At 75.9% G+C, this 21,499-nt stretch carries 19 protein-coding genes and 1 tRNA gene; 9 read left to right on the top strand and 11 right to left on the bottom strand.

What is annotated here, in order from left to right:
* Positions 1–54: 54 nt before the first annotated feature.
* Together HKK73_RS14695 and HKK73_RS14690 are read left to right on the top strand one after the other, a co-directional pair.
* Positions 55–1,908: an ABC-F family ATP-binding cassette domain-containing protein gene (locus HKK73_RS14695; protein WP_171468282.1), complete on the top strand. Its 1,854-nt coding sequence runs from the start codon at positions 55–57 to the stop codon at positions 1,906–1,908.
* Positions 1,905–2,231, top strand: a complete 327-nt coding sequence (locus HKK73_RS14690; RefSeq protein WP_034654213.1) for a hypothetical protein — start codon at positions 1,905–1,907, stop codon at positions 2,229–2,231. Before HKK73_RS14695 ends, HKK73_RS14690 begins: the two co-directional genes overlap by 4 nt.
* A 69-nt stretch (positions 2,232–2,300) precedes the next feature.
* Here the strand turns inward: HKK73_RS14690 and HKK73_RS14685 are convergent, their stop codons facing one another.
* On the bottom strand, positions 2,301–2,786 hold the full coding sequence (locus tag HKK73_RS14685) for a MarR family winged helix-turn-helix transcriptional regulator (RefSeq protein WP_021483746.1): 486 nt from the start codon (positions 2,784–2,786) through the stop codon (positions 2,301–2,303).
* A gap of 119 nt (positions 2,787–2,905) precedes the next feature.
* Here HKK73_RS14685 and HKK73_RS14680 point away from each other — a divergent pair, with 119 nt between their 5' ends.
* On the top strand, positions 2,906–3,508 hold the full coding sequence (locus HKK73_RS14680; RefSeq protein ID WP_144723070.1) for an NADPH-dependent F420 reductase: 603 nt from the start codon (positions 2,906–2,908) through the stop codon (positions 3,506–3,508).
* 71 nt (positions 3,509–3,579) lie between these two features.
* Here the strand turns inward: HKK73_RS14680 and HKK73_RS14675 are convergent, their stop codons facing one another.
* The 9 genes from HKK73_RS14675 to HKK73_RS14635 all read right to left on the bottom strand — a co-directional run bounded on the left by HKK73_RS14675 (position 3,580) and on the right by HKK73_RS14635 (position 12,750).
* Entirely contained in the window at positions 3,580–4,596 is a 1,017-nt protein-coding gene (locus HKK73_RS14675; protein WP_171468281.1) for a TetR/AcrR family transcriptional regulator, read from the bottom strand.
* Between the two features lie 163 nt (positions 4,597–4,759).
* Positions 4,760–5,581: an ABC transporter permease gene (locus tag HKK73_RS14670; RefSeq protein ID WP_253705660.1), complete on the bottom strand. Its 822-nt coding sequence runs from the start codon at positions 5,579–5,581 to the stop codon at positions 4,760–4,762.
* Positions 5,578–6,525 (bottom strand): ATP-binding cassette domain-containing protein, encoded by a 948-nt coding sequence (locus HKK73_RS14665; protein WP_171468280.1) that lies wholly within the window; start codon positions 6,523–6,525, stop codon positions 5,578–5,580. The genes HKK73_RS14670 and HKK73_RS14665 overlap by 4 nt, the downstream gene beginning before the upstream one ends.
* Positions 6,526–6,663: 138 nt before the next feature.
* Positions 6,664–7,992, bottom strand: coding sequence for a CynX/NimT family MFS transporter (locus HKK73_RS14660; RefSeq protein ID WP_114553110.1), 1,329 nt, complete (start codon positions 7,990–7,992; stop codon positions 6,664–6,666).
* A gap of 63 nt (positions 7,993–8,055) precedes the next feature.
* The gene (locus HKK73_RS14655) at positions 8,056–8,556 is read right to left on the bottom strand and encodes a MarR family winged helix-turn-helix transcriptional regulator (protein WP_021482856.1); all 501 of its coding nucleotides are present in this window, start codon (positions 8,554–8,556) and stop codon (positions 8,056–8,058) included.
* Positions 8,557–9,094: 538 nt separating this feature from the next.
* Positions 9,095–10,303, bottom strand: a complete 1,209-nt coding sequence (locus HKK73_RS14650) for an ABC transporter permease (protein WP_021482857.1) — start codon at positions 10,301–10,303, stop codon at positions 9,095–9,097.
* Entirely contained in the window at positions 10,300–11,271 is a 972-nt protein-coding gene (locus HKK73_RS14645; RefSeq protein ID WP_137281445.1) for an ABC transporter ATP-binding protein, read from the bottom strand. Before HKK73_RS14645 ends, HKK73_RS14650 begins: the two co-directional genes overlap by 4 nt.
* 104 nt (positions 11,272–11,375) lie before the next feature.
* Positions 11,376–11,981 (bottom strand): hypothetical protein, encoded by a 606-nt coding sequence (locus HKK73_RS14640; RefSeq protein WP_144723075.1) that lies wholly within the window; start codon positions 11,979–11,981, stop codon positions 11,376–11,378.
* A 166-nt stretch (positions 11,982–12,147) separates the two neighbouring features.
* On the bottom strand, positions 12,148–12,750 hold the full coding sequence (locus tag HKK73_RS14635) for a TetR/AcrR family transcriptional regulator (protein ID WP_144681084.1): 603 nt from the start codon (positions 12,748–12,750) through the stop codon (positions 12,148–12,150).
* Between the two features lie 318 nt (positions 12,751–13,068).
* On the opposite strand from HKK73_RS14635, the gene HKK73_RS14630 reads away from it, so the two are divergent.
* The 3 genes from HKK73_RS14630 to HKK73_RS14620 all read left to right on the top strand — a co-directional run bounded on the left by HKK73_RS14630 (position 13,069) and on the right by HKK73_RS14620 (position 15,901).
* A tRNA-Gln gene (locus HKK73_RS14630) sits at positions 13,069–13,140 on the top strand.
* Positions 13,141–13,170: 30 nt separating this feature from the next.
* Positions 13,171–14,850 carry a bifunctional UDP-N-acetylglucosamine diphosphorylase/glucosamine-1-phosphate N-acetyltransferase GlmU gene (gene glmU, locus HKK73_RS14625; protein ID WP_085387446.1) on the top strand — a complete coding sequence of 560 codons (1,680 nt, stop codon included), beginning with the start codon at positions 13,171–13,173 and terminating at the stop codon, positions 14,848–14,850.
* Positions 14,851–14,917: 67 nt separating this feature from the next.
* A complete protein-coding gene (locus HKK73_RS14620; RefSeq protein WP_024841193.1) occupies positions 14,918–15,901 on the top strand; it encodes a ribose-phosphate diphosphokinase in 984 nt (327 codons plus the stop codon).
* Between the two features lie 3 nt (positions 15,902–15,904).
* On the opposite strand, the gene HKK73_RS14615 is transcribed toward HKK73_RS14620, so the two are convergent.
* The gene (locus HKK73_RS14615) at positions 15,905–18,601 is read right to left on the bottom strand and encodes a hypothetical protein (protein WP_171468279.1); all 2,697 of its coding nucleotides are present in this window, start codon (positions 18,599–18,601) and stop codon (positions 15,905–15,907) included.
* Positions 18,602–18,739: 138 nt separating this feature from the next.
* On the opposite strand from HKK73_RS14615, the gene HKK73_RS14610 reads away from it, so the two are divergent.
* The 3 genes from HKK73_RS14610 to HKK73_RS14600 all read left to right on the top strand — a co-directional run bounded on the left by HKK73_RS14610 (position 18,740) and on the right by HKK73_RS14600 (position 21,481).
* Complete coding sequence (locus HKK73_RS14610) at positions 18,740–19,384, top strand: SIMPL domain-containing protein (protein ID WP_171468278.1); 645 nt, start codon at positions 18,740–18,742, stop codon at positions 19,382–19,384.
* 68 nt (positions 19,385–19,452) lie between these two features.
* Positions 19,453–20,175: a GPP34 family phosphoprotein gene (locus HKK73_RS14605; protein WP_034656366.1), complete on the top strand. Its 723-nt coding sequence runs from the start codon at positions 19,453–19,455 to the stop codon at positions 20,173–20,175.
* Between the two features lie 163 nt (positions 20,176–20,338).
* A complete protein-coding gene (locus tag HKK73_RS14600) occupies positions 20,339–21,481 on the top strand; it encodes an acyltransferase (RefSeq protein WP_171468277.1) in 1,143 nt (380 codons plus the stop codon).
* Positions 21,482–21,499 lie beyond the last annotated feature (18 nt).

Raw genomic sequence — 21,499 nt, 5'->3', positions numbered from 1 at the left:
TGAGCGCCCGGCGCCCTGCACGAGGACGCCGCCGAGGTCGCTACGCTCGACGGTGTGGCTCATCTCCTCGGCGCCGACGGCATCTCGCTGACCGTCGGCACCCGCACCCTGCTCGACGACGTCTCGCTCGGCCTGGACGACGGCGACCGCGTCGGCATCGTCGGCCCCAACGGGGCCGGCAAGACCACGCTCCTGCGCCTCCTCGCGGGCACGCAGCAGCCCGACGGCGGCCGCGTCACCCGCGTGGGCGGCCTGCGGGTGGGCCTGCTCGACCAGCGCGACGACGTCGGCACCGGCGCGACGATCCGCGACCTCGTGCACGGCGACGCCGCGACCCACGCGTGGGCGTCGGACGCGAGCGTCCGCACCGTCCACGCGGGGCTGCTGGGCGACCTCGACCTCGACGCCCCGGCGGACACGCTGTCCGGCGGGCAGCGTCGCCGCGTCGCGCTCGCGGCCCTCCTCGTCGCCGACCACGACGTGCTGTTCCTCGACGAGCCCACGAACCACCTCGACGTCGAGGGCGTCGCGTGGCTCGCCGCGCACCTCGGCGACCGCTTCGCCCGCCCGGGCGCGAAGGGCGCCCTCGTGGTCGTCACGCACGACCGCTGGTTCCTCGACGCCGTGTGCTCGCGCATGTGGGAGGTGCGGGGCGACGGCTCGGGCCAGGTCGAGGGCTACGAGGGCGGGTACGCCGCGTACGTGCTCGCGCGTGCCGAGCGCCAGCGCACCGCGGCCGTCGCGGCGGAGAAGCGCGACAACCTGCTGCGCAAGGAGCTCGCGTGGCTCCGGCGGGGCGCGCCCGCGCGCACGTCCAAGCCCAAGTTCCGGCTCGACGCCGCCGCCGCGCTCATCGCCGACGTCCCGCCGCCGCGCGACACGCTCGAGCTCACGCGCACCGCGACGAAGCGCCTCGGCAAGGACGTGCTCGACCTCGAGGACGTGACGGTCGCGGTGCCGCGCCAGGACGGTCAGGGCGAGCGCGTGCTGCTCGACGACGTCACGTGGCACCTGGGGCCCGGCGACCGGTACGGGGTCGTCGGGGTCAACGGCGCCGGGAAGACGACGCTCCTCGCGCTCCTCGCCGGGCGGCGCGAGCCCGACTCCGGGCGGGTCAAGCGCGGCAAGACCGTCCACGTCGCGGAGCTGTCGCAGGACGTCGGCGAGCTCGACGACATCGCCGGCGCGCGCGTGATCCAGGTGATCGAGGACGAGAAGCGCTCGGTCGTCGTCGACGGCAAGGAGCTCTCCGCGTCCCAGCTCGTCGAGCGGCTCGGCTTCACGCGCGAGCGGTCGCAGACGCTCGTGCGCGACCTCTCGGGCGGCGAGCGGCGTCGCCTCCAGCTCCTGCGCCTGCTCGTCGCCGAGCCCAACGTGCTCCTGCTCGACGAGCCGACGAACGACCTCGACACCGACACGCTCGCCGCGCTCGAGGACCTGCTCGACGGCTGGCCCGGCACGCTCATCGTCGTCTCGCACGACCGCTACCTGCTGGAGCGCGTCGCGGACCGCCAGGTCGCGCTGCTCGGCGACGGCCAGGTGCGCGACCTGCCGGGCGGCGTCGAGCAGTACCTCGAGCTGCGGCGCTCGGCGCTCGCGGGCGCGGGCGCGGCCTCGACCGGGTTCGCGCCCACGGGCGGCACCGACGCGACGCCGGACGCGGGGCCGGCCGCGGCGGCCCCGGGCCCGAGCGCGGCCGAGGTGCGGGCGGCGAAGAAGGAGATCAACCGCATCGAGCGGCGCCTGAGCAAGATCGCGGAGGCCGAGGGCCGGCTGCACGAGAAGATCGCGGCGAACGCGACCGACTTCGCGGCGGTCGCGGAGCTCGACGCCGAGCTGCGCACCCTCGCGGCGGAGAAGGACGAGCTCGAGGCGGCGTGGCTCGAGGCGGCCGAGGTCGCCGGGTGACGGCCGACCGGATGCGCGTCGCGGTGTCCGCGCGGGGCGTCGAGGTCGACGACGGGCAGGGCGGCGTCCTCGCGCCGTGGGCGGACGTGCGCCGCGTCACCGCGTTCGCGCTCGGCGCCCCGGGCGGCACCGCCCGGTACGTGTCGTTCGACCTCGTGAACGGGCACAGCGTCGAGGTGGACGACGCCGCCCCGGAGTGGGACGACGTGCTCGCCGCCCTGCCCGGGCGGGTCGAGCTCGCGGTCGACGACCCGCTCGTCGCGCTCGGCGCGCTCGCGCCGGGCGAGCGGCTCGTCCTCGCGGGGCCCGTGCGGACCCGCTGACCCCGCGGGGACCCGGGTCCGGACGCCCGGGGCGTGTCGCCGGGGCCCAGCCGGGCGCGGGTGTGCGGCTCAGCGCCGCAGGAAGCCCATGCGGTCGTCGGGGTCGACGCGCTCGAGGATGGCGCCCGCGATGGCGTCCAGCTGCTCGACCTGCTCGTCGGTGAGCGCGTCGATCACGTGGTCGCGCACCGTCCCGACGTGCCCGGGCGCGGTCGCGACGACCTTCTCCCAGCCGGCGTCGGTGAGGTGCGCGTTCGTCGCGCGGCGGTCCTCGGGGCACGGCACGCGCTCGACCAGGCCACGCTTCTCGAGGCGCGCGACGACGTGGGAGAGCCGGGGGAGCGTGGCGTTGGTGGCGCCCGCGAGGTCGGTCATGCGCAGCGTGCGCCGCGGCGCCTCGGAGAGCATCGCGAGCACGTAGTACTCGAAGTGGCTGAGGTCGGCGTCGCGCCGGAGCTGGGAGTCGAGGACGCCCGGCAGCAGCTCCACGACCGCCACGAGCCGCTTCCACGCGTCGAGCTGCTGGTCGTCGAGCCAGCGGGGTTCCGTCGTCATCGTGCCTCCTCCGGTGCGGCGATCCGCATAGTTGACGGTACAACTTTAGCGGCGTACGGTGTTAGTTGTAGCAACAACTAATAGCCGACCGTCGGGCCGGCGGAGGAAGGGAAGCCACCATGAGCAGCATCACCATCGTCGGCGCCGGGAACATGGGCTCGGCCATCGCCGGTCTCGCGCTCGCCGCGGGCAGCCAGGTGCAGGTCCTGACCCGTGAGGCCACCGAGGTCGACCCGCGCGTCACGGCGGGCACCGTCGGCGACGAGATCACCGGCGACGTCGTCGTGCTCGCGCTCCCGTACGGGGCGCTCGACGACGTCCTCGGCGCCTACGAGGGCCGCCTCGACGGCAAGGTGCTCGTCGACATCACCAACCCGCTCGACTTCGCGACGTTCGACTCCCTCGTCGTGCCCGACGGCTCGTCGGCCGCGGCGCAGATCCAGGAGCGCGTCCCGGGCGCGCGGGTCCTCAAGGCGTTCAACACGAACTTCGCGGCGACGCTCGCCACCGGCCAGGTCGGGCCGCTCCCGACGACGGTCCTCGTCGCGGGCGACGACGCCGACGCGAAGGCCGCCCTCGCGGGCGCCGTGTCCGGGGTCCGCGTCGTCGACGCCGGCTCGCTGAAGCGCGCGCACGAGCTCGAGGCTCTCGGCTTCCTGCAGCTCACGCTCGCGGCGGGGGAGAAGACCTCCTGGACGACGGGCTTCGCGCTCGCCGAGTGACCCCGCCCGCTCACGCACGACGGCGGCCGGCCACCCCGCGGGGGTGACCGGCCGCCGTCGTGCGCGGAGCCTCAGCCGCGCGCCTTCTCGACGGCCGCGCGGGCCGCCTCGTGCTCCGCCTTCTGGGCGTCCCGCAGGGCCCTCTCGAGCTCGCGCACCTTCTTCTGGGCCTCGCGCACGCGCCGCTCCGCGTCGCGCCGCCGGAGCGTCGCCTTCTTGACCCGTGCGTCCTTGACGTGCACGGCGACCTCGACGGGCGCGACGGCGTCGCGCGGGTCCGTCGCCGGTGCGGGTTCCGTGACCGTGGTGGGCTGCCGCCCGGGCGCGCGGCCCGCGCCGGGCGCCCCGGCGGCCCGCGCGTCGACGTAGACGGCGATCCCGTCGAGCACCCGCTCCAGGCCCCACGCGGTGTCGTCGATCTCGCCCTCGCCCGCGTACGTGCCGGCCTCGACGAGCGGGCGCAGGTAGGGGAACCGCACCTCGTCCACGAGCCCGCGCAGCGCGTCGGCCCACGCGCCGCCCTGGACCGCCTCGTCGCCCCCGGCCGCCGCGACGGCGCGCGCGAGGTCGGTCTGCAGCCGCGCCGCGTTCCGGGCGTACCCGCTGACGAGGAGGATGACGGACATCTTCTCCTCGTCGTCGAGCGGCGTGGACCGCAGCGCGCGCAGCCCGGCGTCCGCGCCGCGCAGGTTGTTCGGCGTGAGCGGCGCGCCGGTCACGGGGATGTCGAGGAACCACGGGTGCGACGCGAACACCGCCATCGTGAACTGCGCCCACTCGCGCAGCTCGGTGCGCCAGTCGGCGGGCTCGTGCGCGGGCGGGTACTCGACGTCGAGCGCGGCCTCCTGCATGAGGAGCAGCAGGTCGTCCTTGCTCGTGACGTACCGGTAGAGCGACATCGTCGTGAAGCCGAGGCTCTGCGCGACCTTCGCCATGGACACGGCCCCGAGCCCGTCGGCGTCGGCGAGCTCGATGGCCGCGTCGACGATCCGCTCGATGCTCAGCTCGCGCTTGGGCGCGCGCTCGGGGCGTTCGGCCACGCCCCACGCGAGCGCGAGCCGGGGCGGGAGGTCGGGTGCGTCCGTCATGGCTTCATCCTCCCCGACGGCGCCGGGACCCGGGGCGCAGCCGTGCCGAGCAGGCACTCCCGGTGGCGCGAGCAGGTGGTCCTGGTGCGTCCTGCCGACCGGACGCACCAGGACCACCTGCTCGGCCGCGCGGGGGTGGGTGGGGGGAGAGGGGCGGGCGGGGTCAGCGGGCCGTCCGTCGGCGGTAGAGCAGGGAGCCGGCGGTGCAGCTCGCGACGAGGAAGCCGGCGAGCCACGCGACGGCCGTGAGGGCCGTCGACGCGTCGGGTGCGCCTGCGAGCAGCCCGCGGAACGTCTCGATGACCGGCGTGAACGGCTGGTTCTCGGCGAACCCGTGCAGCCACGACGGCATGGTGTCGATCGGGACGAACCCCGAGCTGAGGTAGGGCACGAACAGGAAGAGGAAGTTCACCGACTGCGACGCCTCGACGCTCAGCACGAGGCCGAGCGCCACGCTCAGCCACGTGAACGTCAGCACGGCGAGGACGGCGAAGGCGACGAGCCCCGCCCAGTCGGCGGGCCCGGCGTCGGGCCGGAAGCCGAGCGCGAGCGCGACCCCCACGACGACGACGGCGGACGCGAGGTTGCGCACGACGCTCGCCACGACGTGCCCCCACAGCGCGGACGGCCCGAAGATCGGCAGGGTCTTGAACCGGTCGATCGTGCCGGACGTCATGTCCTGCGCGACACCGACCGCGGCCGTCGCGGAGCCGAACCCCAGGCACATCACGAGCACGCCGGGCACGACGTAGTCGATGTAGTCGTCCCCGCCGATCGCCCCACCGAAGATGACGACGAAGACGAGCATGATCATCACCGGCAGCGCGAAGGCCGTGACGAGCCCGTCGACGCTGCGCAGCTGGCGGCGGGTCTCGCGGCCGACCATCGTGCGGACGTCGCGCGCCGCGGTGGCCGGGGTCTGCCGCACACGCGGCGGCGCGGTGCGGGGCGGCCGGGGCAGGGTGGTCATGGGTGCGGCGCTCATCGGGCGCCCTCCTTCCGGGTCAGGGCGAGGAACACGTCGTCGAGCGTGGGCCGCACGACACTGACCCCCACGACCGCGAGCGCGTGGGCGTCGGCGGCCGCGAGCACGTCGCGGATGGTGCGGACGGGGTCGTCGCTCGGTGCGGTGAGCGAGAGGTCCTTCGCGTCGGTGGTCGGGCGGGCCAGCCCGATCGAGGGCGCGAGCCCGACGGCGGCGGCCAGGCTCTCCGGGTCGTCGAACGCCACGCGCACGTGGTCGCCCGCGACGAGCGCCTTGAGCTCGGCGGCCGTGCCCCGCGCCGCGACGCGGCCGTCGTGCAGGACGGCGATCGTGTCGGCCAGGCGGTCGGCCTCCTCGAGGTACTGGGTCGTCAGCAGGACGGTCGTCCCGTCGGCGGCGAGGCCCCGCACGACCTCCCAAAGCTGCGCGCGCGACGCCGGGTCGAGGCCGGTCGTCGGCTCGTCGAGCACGAGCACCGCCGGGTCGGCCACGAGGCTGATCGCGAGGTCGAGGCGACGGCGCATGCCGCCCGAGTAGGTCCCGACCCGCCGGTCCGCGGCGTCGGCGAGGTCGAAGCGCTCGAGCAGTGCGGCAGCGCGCGGGCGCACCGCCCGGCGGGGGAGGTGCGCGAGCTCGCCCATCATCACGAGGTTCTCGCGGCCCGTCTGGAACTCGTCCACCGACGCGTACTGGCCCGTGAGCGCGATGGTCTCGCGCACCCGGGCGGCGTCGTGCACGACGTCGGCGCCTGCGACGCGGGCCGTGCCGCCGTCGGGCCGGACGAGGGTCGTGAGGATGTTGACGGTCGTCGTCTTGCCCGCGCCGTTGGGCCCCAGCAGCGCGAAGATCTCGCCGCGGCGCACGGTCAGGTCGACGTCGCGCAGCACGGCGTGGTCGCCGTAGGACTTCTCCAGCCCCTGCGCGGCGATCATCGGTCCGGTCATCGCCTTCTCCTTCTCCGTCGGCCGTTCGTGTGCGGCGCACACTGCTTGTGTGCGCCATAAACTGTGTGTACACCATAAACACCTGCGCGAGCGGGGGTCAAGGGTCGAGGAGGTGCTCCACGAGGGAGGGGCTGCCGCTCAGCCCGTGCGGCGACGGGGCGCGCCGGTGAGGACCAGCCCGATCCCGGTCATCACCACGAGCGCGCCCAGCACGACGGCGACCGGCGCCGTCCACGTCCCCGTCGCCGTCTGCAGGGCCCCGGCCGCGGTGGGCGCGACGGCGGCCAGGCAGTACCCGACGGACTGCACCGTCGCCGACGCCTGCCGGCCGCGCCGGACCGTCGGGTACCGCTGGGCGACGAGTGTGAAGATCACGACGAAGTTCGCCGCCTGGGCGACGCCGGCCGCGGACGCCCACACCGCCCAGAGCCCCGGCGCGACGAGCAGGCCCACCGGCAGCGTCAGCCACAGCACCGCGATCCCGACGAACGTCTGCCGCAGGCTGAGGCGGCGCGCGGCGAGCGGCACCGCGAGACCGCCGACGATCGCGAAGCCCTGGAACAGCGACGCCGCACCGCCCGACGCGGAGCGCGGGATGCCTGCGAGGTCCTCCAGGACGAGCGGCAGCCACGCCGTGAGCGCGTAGAAGCTCGACGACTGGAGCGCGAACATCGCGCACAGCCACCACGTGAACGGCGTCGCGAGCACGTGGCGCTCGCGGGCCGTCGTCGGGTCGGTGCCCGTGACGCCCTCCGCCGCGGACGCCGCCAGCGCGTCCGCCTCGGCCGCTTCCCCGGCCGCCCTGGCCTCCGTCTCCGATGCCGCCGGGCCGGGCACGGTCTCCGCCGGCACGTCCCGGGGCTCGCGCGCCTCGCGCGGCACCGCGCGCAGCCACCACACGAGCGCGACGACCGCGAGCACCGACCACGACGCGAGCGCCCAGCGCCACCCGACGGCGTCCGCCAGCGGCGCGGTGAGCGCCGTCGTCGCGACGGTGCCGACGTTGATCGCCGCCGTGTACAGGCCCGTCACCGTCGCGACGTGGCCGGGGAAGTCGCGCTGGGCGATCATCGGCACCGCGAGGTTCGCCGTCGTGATGCCCAGCCCGAGGAGCACCGTGCCCGCGAACGTCCCGGCCGCGCCGAGCGCCGCGAGGTCCGCCGAGCGCAGGACCGTCCCCGCGACGATCAGCGTGAGCGCGACGGCGATCGCCGTCCGGAGCGACGACCGCCCGAGCAGGCCCGCGACGGCGGGCGTCGCGAGCGCGAAGCACAGCACCGGGATGCCGGTGAGCAGGCCCGCCGCGGCGGCGGTGAGGTCGAGGTCGGCCGCGACGTCCGCGACGACGGGCGGGAGCGCCGTGAGCGGCGCCCGCAGGTTGACGGCCACGAGCAGCACGGCGACGAGCAGGACCCCGTCGATCCCGCCGCGGAACGTGCTCGGGCGGGGCGGCCGTGACGACGGCATCGGGCGGGGACCTCCGGGTGCGGGCGCGTGCGGCGACGCCCGCCCGGTCGTCCGGGCCGTCGGTCAGTCGTCGAACTGTCCTCCGACTGTACGCAGGAGCGCCGCGAGCGCAGGTCGCTCGCCCGGCTCGAGCGCGTCGAGGATGCGGGCCTCGACGGCGAGGAGGTCGGTCATCGCCGTGTCCACGCGCTCCAGGCCCTCGGGCGTGAGCTCGACGAGCACGCCGCGCCGGTCGTCGGGCGAGCGGCGGCGCACGACGAGCCCGCGCTCCTCGAGCCGGTCGATGCGGTTCGTCATGGTCCCGCTCGTCACGAGCGTCTGGGTGACGAGCGCCCCGGGGGAGAGGCGGTACGGCTCGCCCGCGCGGCGCAGCGCGGACAGGACGTCGAACTCCCACGTCTCCAGGTGCCCGCGCGCGAACGCCGTGCGCCGCGCCCGGTCCAGGTGCCGGGCGAGCCGGTCGACCCGGGAGAACACCGTGAGCGGCTCGACGTCGAGGTCCGGCCGCTCGCGCTGCCACGCCGCGACGATGCGGTCGACCTCGTCCTCGTGCTGCTGGTCCATGACGCGAGGGTACTCGACGTGTCTCGACGTCAAGACTCTTGACGGCTCGCCGGTCGTCGCGGCGCGCCGCAAGACCCGCCACCGCGAGGTAGAGCCCTGGCCCCGCGAGGTAGAGCCATGGTCCCGCGGGGTAGAGCCGTGGTCCCGCGGGGTAGAGCCGTGGTCCCGCGGGGTAGAGCCGTGGTCCCGCGGGGTAGAGCCGTGGTCCCGCGGGGTAGAGCCGTGGTTTCGCGAGGTAGAGGCGTGGTCCCGCGAGGTAGAGCCGTGGTCCCGCGAGGTAGAGCCGCTGTCCGCCGAGGTAGAGGCGTGGTCGTGCGGGCCGTGCCTGGGCGCGCACCTACCAGGGCGACATGAGCACAGGGTGGGGCGACCCACCGTCGTCGACCACCGGGCCTGGCCTCTACCTCGCCGAACCCGGGCTCTACCTCGCCGAACCCGGGCTCGATCTCGCCCGACCCGTCCTCTATCTCGGCGAACCACGCCTCTACCTCGGCGAACCGCGCCTCTACCTCGGCGGGGCGGGGGCTGCGCCCCGCCGTCAGGACGTGCGCAGGGCGTCCGTGAGCTTGACGCGGGCGCCGGTGCGCAGGACGGCGTTGGAGTAGATCTTCGCCGCGAGCCACACGAGGAGGGGGATGACGGCGACGGAGAGGCCGAGCGCGACGAGGGCCTCCCACGTCTCGGCGCTGCCGAGCGCGATGCGGACCGGCATGAGCAGCGGCGAGCACAGCGGCACGTACGACAGCCAGACGACGAGCGGGTTGTCCGGCGCCCACGGCGCGACGGAGACGCCCACGATGTACGGCACGATCATGAGGAACGTGACGGGCGTGGTCACCGCGCCGACGTCCTCCTGGCGCGACACCAGCGCGCCGAGGCCGGCCATGAGCAGCGCGTAGCTGACGAAGCCGACGACGAACCACACGAGCGCCCAGGCCGCGGCGGTCCCGAGGTCGATCGTCGAGGTGTCGACGAGGCCGAGGCCGAGCGCGGTCCCGACGCCCGCGAGCACGACGAGCGCGACCTGCCCGAGCCCGACGAGGCCGATGCCGAGGACCTTGCCCGCCATGAGCTGCCACGGTCGCACGGTCGAGAGCAGGAGCTCGACGACGCGGCTCGTCTTCTCCTCGACGACGCCCTGCGCGATGAGCTGGCCGCTGATCATGATGGCCATGAAGAGCAGGATGCCGGTGACCAGGCCGGTGACGTAGCGCGCCGGGTCGAACTCGCTGGGCTCGCCGATGGTGCGCACGTCCGGCGCGGCGGTCGCGACGTCGCCCGCGACCTGGGCGGGGTCGCCCCCGAGGCTCGCGACGGCGTCGGACAGCGCGGTCTGCTGGGCGAGGGTCGTGAAGACCGCGGTGAGGCCCGACGACAGCTCGGTGTCGACGACGACCGTGGGGGAGCCGACGCTCCCCGTGACGAGGGCGTCGAGGTCGCCGTCGCGCACCTGGGCCTCGCCCGCGGCGTCGTCCGCGACGTCGACGGTCTCGACGTCGGTCCCGAGCGTGCTCCCCGTGGTCTCGATCGCCTCGGCGAGCGCGGCGGTCTGCGGCGTGACCCCCACGCGCTCGGCGCTCGGGCCCGACCCGTTTGCGAGGTTGAGCACGACCCCGCCGAGCACGACGGCGCCCACGAGGATCACGGTCAGCCACACGAAGGACTTGGAGCGCAGCCGCGTCATGATCTCGCGGCCCGCGACGAGGCGGATCGCGCCCCAGGACGTCAACGAGGTCCCCGTGCTCATGCCCCCACCTCCACGGTCTCGGCGGCCGTCGCGGCCGGCTTCTCCTCGGCGCTCACGACGTCGCGGTACAGCTCGGTGAGCGACGGCCGGACGAGCGCGAACTCGTGCACGGGCCCGGCGGCGAGCGCCGCGCGCAGCACGGCCTGCTCGCGCCCGCCGGGGACGCCCCGGGTCCCGTCGCCGGTCGGTCCGGGCGCGAGCTCCACGACGGTGCGCGACCCCTCCAGGCTGACGGCCCGCGCGTCGGGCACGGCGCCGATCCACGTGGCGCCGGGCGGGCCGTCCACGACCCAGCGCTCCTGCTCGGTACGACGGAGCTCGTCGATCGTGCCGACCTCGACCATCGCGCCGTCCTTGATGATGCCGACGCGGTCGCACAGCCGTTCCACGAGGTCGAGCTGGTGCGAGGAGAACACGACGGGCACGCCCGCCTGGGCGCGGTCGCGCAGGACCCCGCTCATGACGTCGACGGCGACGGGGTCGAGCCCGCTGAACGGCTCGTCGAGCACGAGCAGCTCGGGGTCGTGGGTGAGCGCGGCGGCGAGCTGGACGCGCTGCTGGTTGCCGAGCGAGAGCTTCTGCACCTCGTCGCCGCGGCGCGCCTCGACGCCGAGCGTCGTGGTCCAGCGCTCCATCGCGTCCTTCGCCGCCGCGGCGGACAGCCCGTGCAGCCGGGCGAGGTAGACGAGCTGCTCGCCGACCTTCATGCGCGGGTAGAGGCCACGCTCCTCGGGCATGTAGCCGATGCGGCGGCGGGCGGCCAGGTCGAGGGGCCGGCCCTCCCACCGGACCTCGCCGCCGTCGGCGGCGAGGACGCCGAGGACGATGCGCATCGTCGTCGTCTTCCCGGCGCCGTTGGAGCCGACGAAGCCGAAGATCTCCCCGGCGCGGACGTCGAACGACGTGCCGCGCAGGGCGCGCACGTCGCCGTAGGACTTGGTCAGCGAGTCGATCTCGAGTGTCGCCATGCGCTCCACACAACCACGCGCGAACGCGTGCGGCACGGGACAGATGTCACGTCCTGACCGTGCGGAGGCAGGGGGTGCGCCCCTGCCGAGGTCGGGCCCGCCGGTCAGCCGAGGTGCTCGTCGCGCACCGTGGGCAGCGTCCGGGCGGCCCGCACGGCGAGGCGCAGCATCGTCCCGGTCGCCTCGTCGACGGCTGCGGCGTCGTCGCGCCGGACGGCGTCGAGCGAGACCCAGAGCAGCTCGCGGGCGAGCGCGGCGTCCTGCTCGTCGAGCCGCCCGGACACCGACTCGACGGCGCTCATCGCGACGAGCACGCGCATCACGGCCGACGTCGGGGGCGCGACCCGCACGCGCCGGATCTCCACGGCCCGGCGCAGCGCGCGACGCTCGACCCGCGTGAGGCGCGGGCCCGTCAGGTGCAGGAGCACGACGGTGAGGAGCGCCGCCACGAGCCCGAGGACGGCGGCGAGGAGCAGCGTCTCGGGCGCCGCCAGGTTCCGCCCGGCGACCAGGGCGGCGAGCGCGGTGGTCACGCCCGCGACGAGGCCGATCCGCACCACGTCGACCGACGCGCGCCACTCCGCGTGCCGGCGCACCCGGTCCAGCTCGTGGGGGGTGAGGCCCGGGACGAGCACGTCGGTGCGCTGGACGACGCGCGCGGGCGAGCCCGGGACGTCGCCCTGCAGACACCGTGCGGTCGTCCAGGTCACGTACCCCCAGACCGTGGGACGGATCTCGTCCCGTGGGTCGCCGTACCCCTGGTCGGCCGACCGGTCGTGCCCGTGCATCCGCTGCCCCGCTTCGTCGTTCTGCTCTGCCGCCAGAGAGACGGGCTGACCCCGCTGTCATGACGCGGGTTCGGAGGGCGGATCTGCGTCAGGACCTCGTGGTGATGAGGTGCGGCCGCTTTTCCATCTCCGCGAGGCCGTTCCAGGCGAGGTTGACGAGGTGCGCCGCGACCTCCGTCTTCTTGGGGGAGCGCGCGTCGAGCCAGTACTGACCGGTGAGGGCGACCATGCCGACGAGCATCTGCGCGTAGATGGGCGCGACCTTCGGGTCGAGGCCGCGCGTGCGGAACTGGTGCGCGAGGAGGTGCTCGACCTGCGTCGCGACGTCGCCGATGAGGCTCGAGAAGGTGCCCGTGGCCTGCGCGACGGGGGAGTCGCGCACGAGGATCCGGAAGCCGTCCTCGGACGCCTCGATGTAGGACAGGAGCGCGAGCGCGGTGCGCTCCAGCAGCACCTTCGGGTGGCCGCCCTCGTCGAGCGCGCCCGACAGCGCCGCGGTGAGCGCCTGCACCTCGCGGTCCACGACGACCGCGTAGATGCCCTCCTTGCCGCCGAAGTGCTCGTACACGACGGGCTTGGACACCTCGGCGCGCGCGGCGATCTCCTCGACGCTCGTCCCCTCGAACCCCTTCTCGGCGAACAGCTTGCGGCTGACGGCGAGCAGCTGCTCGCGCCGCTGGCTCGCGGTCATGCGGGATCGGGGGGTGCGTCTGGAGTCGGCCACGGGTCCATCATGCCGTGCGGGCGGTCGCCGCAGCCGGAGGGTCCGCGCCCGTCGGCGCGGGCGTCGTCGGGCGGGCGCGCGCACGGGTGTGGTGCGGGCCACGCCCCGCGTCCGGCGCGGATGGGGCGAGACGGGCACGCGCGGCGTCGGGCACGGGGACCGACCTGGCAGACTGTTCCCGGACCCGGCCCGCCCGCCGCGGCCCGGGTCGAACCGGGGGCGCGGCGACGGGCAGGCGACGAGCACGTGGCGAGCACGTGACGAGCACGGCGTCGCCGGGTCCGGTCCGCCTTGGTGTAATCGGCAGCACAAGGGTTTTTGGTGCCCTTGGTCCAGGTTCGAGTCCTGGGGGCGGAGCTCGTGCCACCGATCCCGAGGGGAACACCCATGGAAGCTCAGCAGGGCACCGACACCACCGTCGCCCCCGCTGCCGTGATCGTCCTCGCCGCAGGCGAGGGCACGCGGATGAAGTCGTCCACCCCCAAGATGCTGCACACGCTCGCGGGCCGCAGCCTGCTCGGGCACGTGCTCGTCGCCGCGCGCTCGCTCGACCCGGCGCTGCTCGCCGTGGTCGTGCGACACGAGCGCGACCGCGTCGCCGAGCACGCCGTGTCGGTCGACCCGGACGCGGTCGTTGTGGACCAGGACGAGATCCCGGGGACGGGCCGCGCCGTGCAGTGCGCGCTCGCCGCGCTCGACGCGAAGGCGCACGCGCAGGCGCTCGTCCACGGCCTGCCCGACGGCGAGGAGGGGCGCGGCGTCGGCGACGGCCTCGAGGGCCCCGTGGTCGTCACCGCGGGCGACACCCCGCTGCTCGACGGCGGCACCCTCGCCCAGCTCCTCGCGGCGCACGTCGCCGACGGCAACGCCGTGACGATGCTGACGACGCAGCTCGACGACGCGACGGGCTACGGCCGCGTCGTCCGCGACGAGACGACCGGCGACGTCCTGCGCATCGTCGAGCACAAGGACGCGTCGGCCGACGAGCTCGCGATCCGCGAGATCAACGCGTCGATCTACGTCTTCGACGCCGCCGTCCTGCGGCGCGGGCTCGGCACGCTCGGCCGCGACAACGCGCAGGGCGAGGTCTACCTGACGGACGTCGTCGCCGCGGCGCGCGCCGAGGGCGGCGTCGTGCGGGCGCTCGTCTCGGACGACCCGACGGTCGTCGAGGGCGTCAACGACCGCGTGCAGCTCGCGACGCTGCGCGCCGAGCTCAACCGCCGGATCCTCGAGGACTGGATGCGCGCGGGCGTGACGGTCGTCGACCCGGCCACGACGTGGGTCGACGTCGACGTCGAGCTCGCGCGCGACGTGACGCTCCTCCCCGGGACGCAGCTCCACGGCGCGACGGTCGTCGCCGAGGGCGCGACGGTCGGCCCGGACACCACGCTCACCGACACCGAGGTCGGCGCCGGCGCGACCGTGACCCGGACGCACGGCTCGCTCGCGGTCTTGGGCGCGGGGACGTCCGTCGGCCCGTTCGCGTACCTGCGGCCCGGCACCGTGCTCGGTGCGCAGGGCAAGATCGGCACGTTCGTCGAGACGAAGAACGCGGAGATCGGCGAGGGGTCGAAGATCCCGCACCTGTCCTACGTCGGCGACGCGACGATCGGCGACCACACGAACATCGGTGCCGCGTCGGTCACGGTCAACTACGACGGCGTGCACAAGCACCGCACCGTCATCGGCTCGCACGCCCGCACCGGCGCGGACAACATGTTCGTCGCGCCCGTGAGCGTCGGCGACGGCGCGTACACGGCCGCCGGGTCCGTCATCCGCCGCGACGTGCCCGCGGGCGCGCTCGGCGTGAGCGGTGGCCAGCAGCGCAACATCGAGGGCTGGGTCGAGCGCCGTCGCGCCGGCACGCCCGCCGCCGAGGCCGCGGCCGCCGCGCGCGCCGCGGACCCGGAGGCGCCCCCGCTCGGGGCGCAGGCGCAGGCCCAGCTCGCGGACCAGAGCGCCGCCGCGACGGCCGACCGCCCCACCCCGCCGCCGCCCGCGCCCGAGCTCGAGCACACCCTCGAGGCGCTGCGTGGCGGTCGTCCCGCCACCACGACAGACTGACCGCGACCGGCCAGCCGACCTCAGACCTACCCCGCACCCGGAAACCCCACCGAAGGAACCCACTGGTATGAGCAGCACGATCGCCGGCAACGGGGAGAAGTCCCTCGTCCTCGCCTCGGGGCGCGCGCACCCCGAGCTGGCTAACGACGTCGCGCGGGAGCTGGGCATCGACCTGCTGCCCACGACCGCGTACGACTTCGCGAACGGCGAGATCTACGTCCGGTTCGGCGAGTCGGTGCGCGGCTCGGACGTCTTCATCCTCCAGAGCCACACCGCGCCGATCAACCAGTGGATCATGGAGCAGCTGCTCATGGTCGACGCCGCGAAGCGCGCCTCGGCCCGCACGATCACGGTCGTGCAGCCGTTCTACGGGTACGCCCGCCAGGACAAGAAGCACCGCGGTCGCGAGCCGATCTCGGCGCGCCTCATGTCCGACCTGTTCACCGCCGCGGGCGCCGACCGTCTCATGAGCGTCGACCTGCACGCCGCGCAGACGCAGGGCTTCTTCGACGGGCCGGTCGACCACCTGTGGGCGATGCCGATCCTCACCGACTACGTGCGCTCGCGCGTCGACACGTCGAACGTCACGGTCGTCTCGCCCGACGCGGGCCGCATCCGCGTCGCCGAGCAGTGGGCCGCGAAGCTCGGGGGCGGGCCGCTCGCGTTCGTCCACAAGACGCGCGACGTCACGCGCCCGAACCAGGCCGTCGCGAACCGCGTCGTCGGTGACGTCGAGGGCCGCGACTGCGTGCTCGTCGACGACCTCATCGACACCGGCGGCACGATCGCCGAGGCCGTGCGCGTCATCCTCGCCGCGGGCGCGCGGTCGGTCATCGTGGCCGCGACGCACGGCGTGCTGTCCGACCCGGCGGCCCAGCGCCTGTCCGAGTGCGGGGCGAGCGAGGTCGTCATCACGGACACGCTGCCCATCGCGGCCGAGAAGCAGTTCCCGCAGCTCACGGTGCTCTCCATCGCGCCGCTCATCGCGCGCGCGATCCGCGAGGTGTTCGACGACGGCTCGGTCACCTCGCTGTTCGACGGCAACAGCTGAGGCTCAGCCCAGCCACCCGGCCAGCGCGGTGCGCAGCCGGTCGCGCTCCGACGGGGTGAGCCGCAGGCGCACGACGCGCGACCGCACGGCGCGGGCGACGTCGTCGGGAAGCCCCTCCTGGGGCAGGGCGCCCACGTCGTGCGCGAGCAGCACGTCGAGCACGTCGCAGCGGCCCGGGAGCGCCGGGAGGTCCGCCGCGAGGTGCGCGGCGGCGCGCACCCTCGCGGCCTCCTCGGGCGTCGTCCCGAGGAGCGCCGCGAGGTCGGGCGGGGGGACCGCCACGATCCGCTGCTCCGTCGTCAGGCCCCACGCGCGCAGGGCCGGCGCGTACCGGGCGAACGGCGCGACGGAGAGCAGGTCGAGAGGGTCCTGGCCGAACTCCGCGGCGTACTCCGGCCGCTCGCGGTACGCGGCCAGCATCGGGTCGTCGTGGAGCCACGTGCGCAGGTCGGCGAGCACGACCGCGCGCCGCAGTTGGTCGGTCGTGCGGAGCGCGTCCGCGGCATCGAGCGGCTTCGTGCGGACGGCGTACGTGCACGCCAGGTTGTACTCGCCGGTCGGGGTCGTGGGGGACGGCGGGTCCGCGCCCTCGGGGTCGCGGGCCAGGGCGGCCCGGTAGGCGCGCCGCAGGCGCTCCCGGGGCGTCTCGGCCGTCTCGCTCGGCTCGGTCCGCCCGCTCGGGTCCGTCCGCGGTGCCGCCGGCGCCCCCTGCGCTGCCACGGGCTCCAGCGCCCGGGCCGCGGCCTCCGCCTGGCGGTAGAGGCTCTCGACGGCGTCCTGGAGCCGGACGACGAGCGCGTCCTCCCGCCCCGCGGCACGCTCCACCGCGAGCGCCTCCAGCAGCGCGCGGACCGCGTCGACGGCGGTCGCGTCGAGCCCGCCCGCCGGGTCGTCCCCGTCGCGGCCCGGGGCGAAGCACGCGTTCACCGTCGTCGCGGCGCGCGAGTACTGGGCCCGCAGCCGCAGCGAGCGGTACCCGCTGCGGCCCTCGCTCCGCGTGACGAACCGGTCGAGCCAGTCGCCGTACGCGTCGAGGTCCTCGCGCAGGGTTTGGTGCCGGCCCTCGGCATGGGCGAGGGCGACCTGGGCCAGGTCGTTGCGCGGGTCGACGTCGACGGCGCGCGCGAGGAGCTCCCGCTCCCGGTCCGGCGCGTCGGTGAGGTCGCTCTGGGCGACGTACTGGAGGGCGAGGCTGCGCCACGACGTCGCCCCGCACAGACCCTCGAAGCCCGCGTGGTGGCGTGCCAGCGTCAGCAGCACGACGGCCGCGGCGGCACGGTAGAGGTCGACCTGCGCCGCGGCGGCGGCCGACGTCGGGTCCTCGGGGTCGAACCGCAGGAGCCCCGCCCGGTCGAGCGCGGCGGAGCCCGCGGCCCGTCCGTTCCTGGTGACGACGACGGCCAGGTGGTCGGCGTCCCGCTCCTCGACCGTGACCCGCCAGGGGACCGACCCGACGACGCCCTGGGCCAGGCTGACGACCGCCTTGACGAACGCGCCCTGGGGCAGCTCGGACAGCGCGGACCCGCTGAGGGCGCTGATGTCCGTGCCGCGGGGCACCTCCAGGCCGCGCGGCGGCTCGGCGCCCAGCTCTGCCAGGAGCGCGACGAGGCGCGCCCCGCCCGTCCCCTCGTGCGACGTCGTCCGGTCGCCCGAGCGGCCCGACGTCACCTCGATCGTCAGCCGCAGCCGGGTCGCGAGGACCGTGGCGACGAGGAGCACGCCGAGCGCCGCCAGGACGGCCCCCGCCACCAGGGACCCCGCCGCGACGGACCCCGCCGCGACGGTGCCCGGGCCCCCGAGGGCGCGGGCCGACAGCACGACGGCCGCGACCGCGGCGACGCCGGCCACGGCGGTCGCCCACGCCCACCAGCGGGTGCGGTCGTGGCCGGCACCCGGCGCGACGAGCCGCCCGAGGGCGAGCGCCACCGCCACGACACCGGCGACGAACCCGAGCACGAGGACCACCACCGCGAGGGTCGCGCCCGCGACGCCGGAGCCCGTCCACGTGCTCGCGCCCGCGGCGGGACCCCACACGAGGAGCGCCGCGCCGGCGACGAGGGCCCCCCACCCGGCGGCGCCCGCGCGCACGCGCTCGCCCGCGGTCAGGACGGGCCAGCGCAGCGTCACGGGGACGACGAGCCGCGCGACGACGGCGAGCACGAGGACGCCGACGAGGAGCGCGAGCAGGGGCGGGCCCAGGGGCGACACCGCCTCGACGAACCCGTCCCAGGCGGACGCCGCGCGGTCCGGGACCGTCGTCTCCTCGTCCTGCGCCGCGCGGACCACGGCGGCGGCCCGCGCGTCCTGCGCGTCGAGCGCGAGCGCCTGCTCCGCGCGGGCCTGCGCGGCGGCCCAGGACTCGGCCTCCCCGGACGTCGGCCGCGCCCCGCCGGGCTCGAGGGCCTCCGCCTCGGCGGCGAGCGTCGCGGCGGTGTCCCGCGCGGCGACCGCCGCGTCCCGCACGTCGGCGCACGCCGTGGCCCGCGCCGCCGGGTCCGCGGGGGACGTGGCCGTCGCGCGGTGGGCGTCGATCAGCGCGACAGCGTCCCGGGGGCGGGAGTCGTCGAGCAGCGCGAGCGCGTCGGCGCACGCGCGCGGGGTCGTGGCGGCCGGGTCGGTGCCCGCGGCGTCCGCGGCGACCGCCCCCGGGGCGGGGGCGAGCGCGACGAGCAGCGCGGCGAGCGCGAGGAGACGTCTCACGCGGACCTCCCGGGTGCGGGGACGGGCACGACGTCGTGCCCCTCTTGACACGAGAGTGGCAGGCCGCGGGCCGTCCGTGCCGCGCTCACCCGGGTGAAACGGGGGCGACCCCGGGCGGTCCGTGCGAGCATGACGGCCATGAACGGCTCTGGGGTGACGACCACCGGTCAGGGAGCGGTGACGGCCACGCCGGACGTCGCCGTCGTCGAGCTCGGCGCCGAGGCGAGCGCGCCCGGCGTCCAGGACGCGCTCGACCGCGCCAACGCCGGGCTCGCCGCGGCGCGGGACGCGCTCGTCGCGCACGGCGTGGCGCCGTCCGACCTGCGCACGTCGCAGACGTCCACGTGGACCGAGCAGCGCGAGGACGGCCCGCGCACGACCGCCCGCCTCACGCTGCGCGCCACGCTGCGCGACGTGGGGGCGAGCGGCGAGGTCGTGCGCGCGGCGCTCGACGCCGCCGGCCCGACGGGCCGGCTCGACTCGACCAGCCTCGCCGTGGGGGACCCCGCCCCGCTCGCGGCCGCGGCGCGCGAGGCCGCGTTCGCCGACGCCCGCGCCCGCGCCAAGCAGTACGCCCGCCTCGCGGGACGCTCGCTCGGCCCGGTCGTCGAGATCCGGGAGGACGACGGCGCGCCCGGCCCGGTGGCGCGCGCCCTCGCGGCGAAGGCGACGAGCGACGTGCTCGTCGTGGAGCCGGGCAGCCAGGAGGTCCGCGCGACCGTCACCGTCCGGTGGGAGCTCGCCGACCCGGCGGACCGGGGCCCGGCGTCGCCGACGGCGTGAGACCTGCACCGGGCACCGGTGACAAACGGCAGGTGCCCGACCCCGTCGCCCGGTCCTAGCGTGGACGCATGCTCATCCTCGAGGACTACCTGCTGCTCACGCTCGACGACGTGACCGGGAAGGCCGTCGTCGACGCCTCGTACCGCGAGCAGGTCGCCGCGGGCGCGCTGCTCGTCGAGCTCGCGCTCCTCGGCCGGGCCGACCTCGCGGGCGACGGCGACGGCGGCCGGGTGGGCCGCATCGTCGTGCGGGACGCCTCCCCGACGGGCAACGCGCTGCTCGACGAGGCGCTCGACGTCGTGCGGGCGCGCGAGGGCTCCACGCCGAAGGCGCTCGTCGCGCCGATCGCCAGGCTCCGGCCCGCCGCCCGCGCGGTCGCGGCGCTCGCGGAGCGCGGCGTCCTGCGGCGCGAGGAGGGCCGCGTGCTCGGCATCTTCCCGACGACGCGCTTCCCCGCGGCGGACTCCCGCCACGAGGACGCGGTGCGGGCCGACCTGCAACGCGTCCTCGTCGAGGGGCAGGTGCCGGACGCGCGCGCGGCGGCGATCGTCGCGCTGCTCGCCGCGACGGGCCAGGCGGGCCGGGTGCTCGCGAGCGGCGGCAGCGACGCCGACGGCGGGCCCGGACGCACCGCCGCGGGCCGTCGCGACGTCGACGCCCGGGCGCGCGAGATCGCGCGCGAGAGCTGGGCGAGCGAGGCCGTGCGCGCGTACGTCGAGGAGGTCACCGCGGTCATCCTCGTCGGCGCGACCGTGGCCACGACCGTCGCGACGACCACCGCGACGGGCTGAGCGCACGATCTCGCCCGGGTGAAATGACGGCGAGGCCCTCGTGGCCGTCGCCGTCGCGAGGGTAGGTTCGCACGGTCCGCGTCGGTCCCGACGGCCGGGGGTCTCCCGGTCCGGTCGTGGCAGCGCCCGCGCGGTCCCGCCCGCAGCGTCCGGAGGTGACGACGTGCCCCGGCAGCAGACCGCCGAGCGAGTGCGCCTGCGCTGGCCCGACGCCGCGCGCGGCCTCGCGATCCTGCTCGTCGTCGTGCTGCACGCGACGCGCGCGCTCGGCGACCTCGACCTCTCCGGCGCCTGGGGCACGGTCCTGGCCGGGTGGGACCGGGTGAACGCGGCGCTCGGCACGATGCGCATGCCGCTCTTCTTCGCCGTCGCGGGCCTGTTCGCCGGAAAGTGGGTCCGCGGGCCCTGGCGCGCGCTGCTCGCCTCGAAGGTCGCGCTCTTCGCCTGGCTCCTGCTCCTGTGGCCGTTCGTCCGGGCGCTCGGCTACCTCCTCGGGGCCGTCGTCGCGGGCGACCCCGACCCGGTGCACGAGGCGCTCGTCGGGCTGGAGCTCCCGCCCGGCCTGGCGGACGACGGCGGCCCCGCCCTGCAGGTCGGCGCGGCCGCGCTCTCGGCGTGGGTGTGGCCGTCGGGGATCCGGTGGTTCCTCTGGGCGCTCGCGGTGTTCTTCGTCGTCGCGAAGCTGCTCTCGGGGCTGTCCCCGCGCGTGCAGCTCGTCGGCGCGGCGGCCGTGTCGCTCGCGGCGTTCGCGTTCGCGCTCGAGCTGCCGAACAACGCCTGGGACAGCGCGCCGAAGTACTTCGTCTTCTTCCTGGGCGGCCTCCTCCTGCGCGACCGCGTCCTGGGGCTGACCGAGCGCCTGACGCTGTGGACCGGCGCGGGGGTCGTCGCGCTCTGGGTCGCGGGCTGCGTGCTCGCGGCGCACGTGGCGTCGGGCGTCCTGCTGTGGGTCGTGTGCGTGCTCGGGGTGGCCGCGGGCATCGTGCTCGGCGTCGCGACGAGCGGGCTGCGGCCGCTGCGCGCGCTCGGGACGCGGACGCTGCCCGTCTACCTCACGCACATGCTCGTCATCCACGCGATCCTGCTCGTCGGCGGCGACGCGCTCGACGCCGTGCCCGCCCCGGTGGCCGCGCTCGCGCCGCCCGTGCTGGCGCTCGTCGCGACCCTGGCCTCGGTCGGCGTGTACGCCGTCGTCTCCCGGACCCCGGTCTACTGGCTGTACGAGCTGCCCCGGGGCCTCGCGCGCCGCCTCGCCGGCCGGCCCGCGCCCCGTCCCGAGACGGCCCGCGCCGACGCGACGCCCTGACGTCCGTCCCGACGACGG

The organism is Cellulosimicrobium sp. 72-3 (assembly GCF_013127315.1).
Taxonomy (GTDB): domain Bacteria; phylum Actinomycetota; class Actinomycetes; order Actinomycetales; family Cellulomonadaceae; genus Cellulosimicrobium; species Cellulosimicrobium funkei.
Note: the sequence above shows the minus strand (reverse complement) of the source record. Positions and strands in the feature narration are given on the sequence as shown.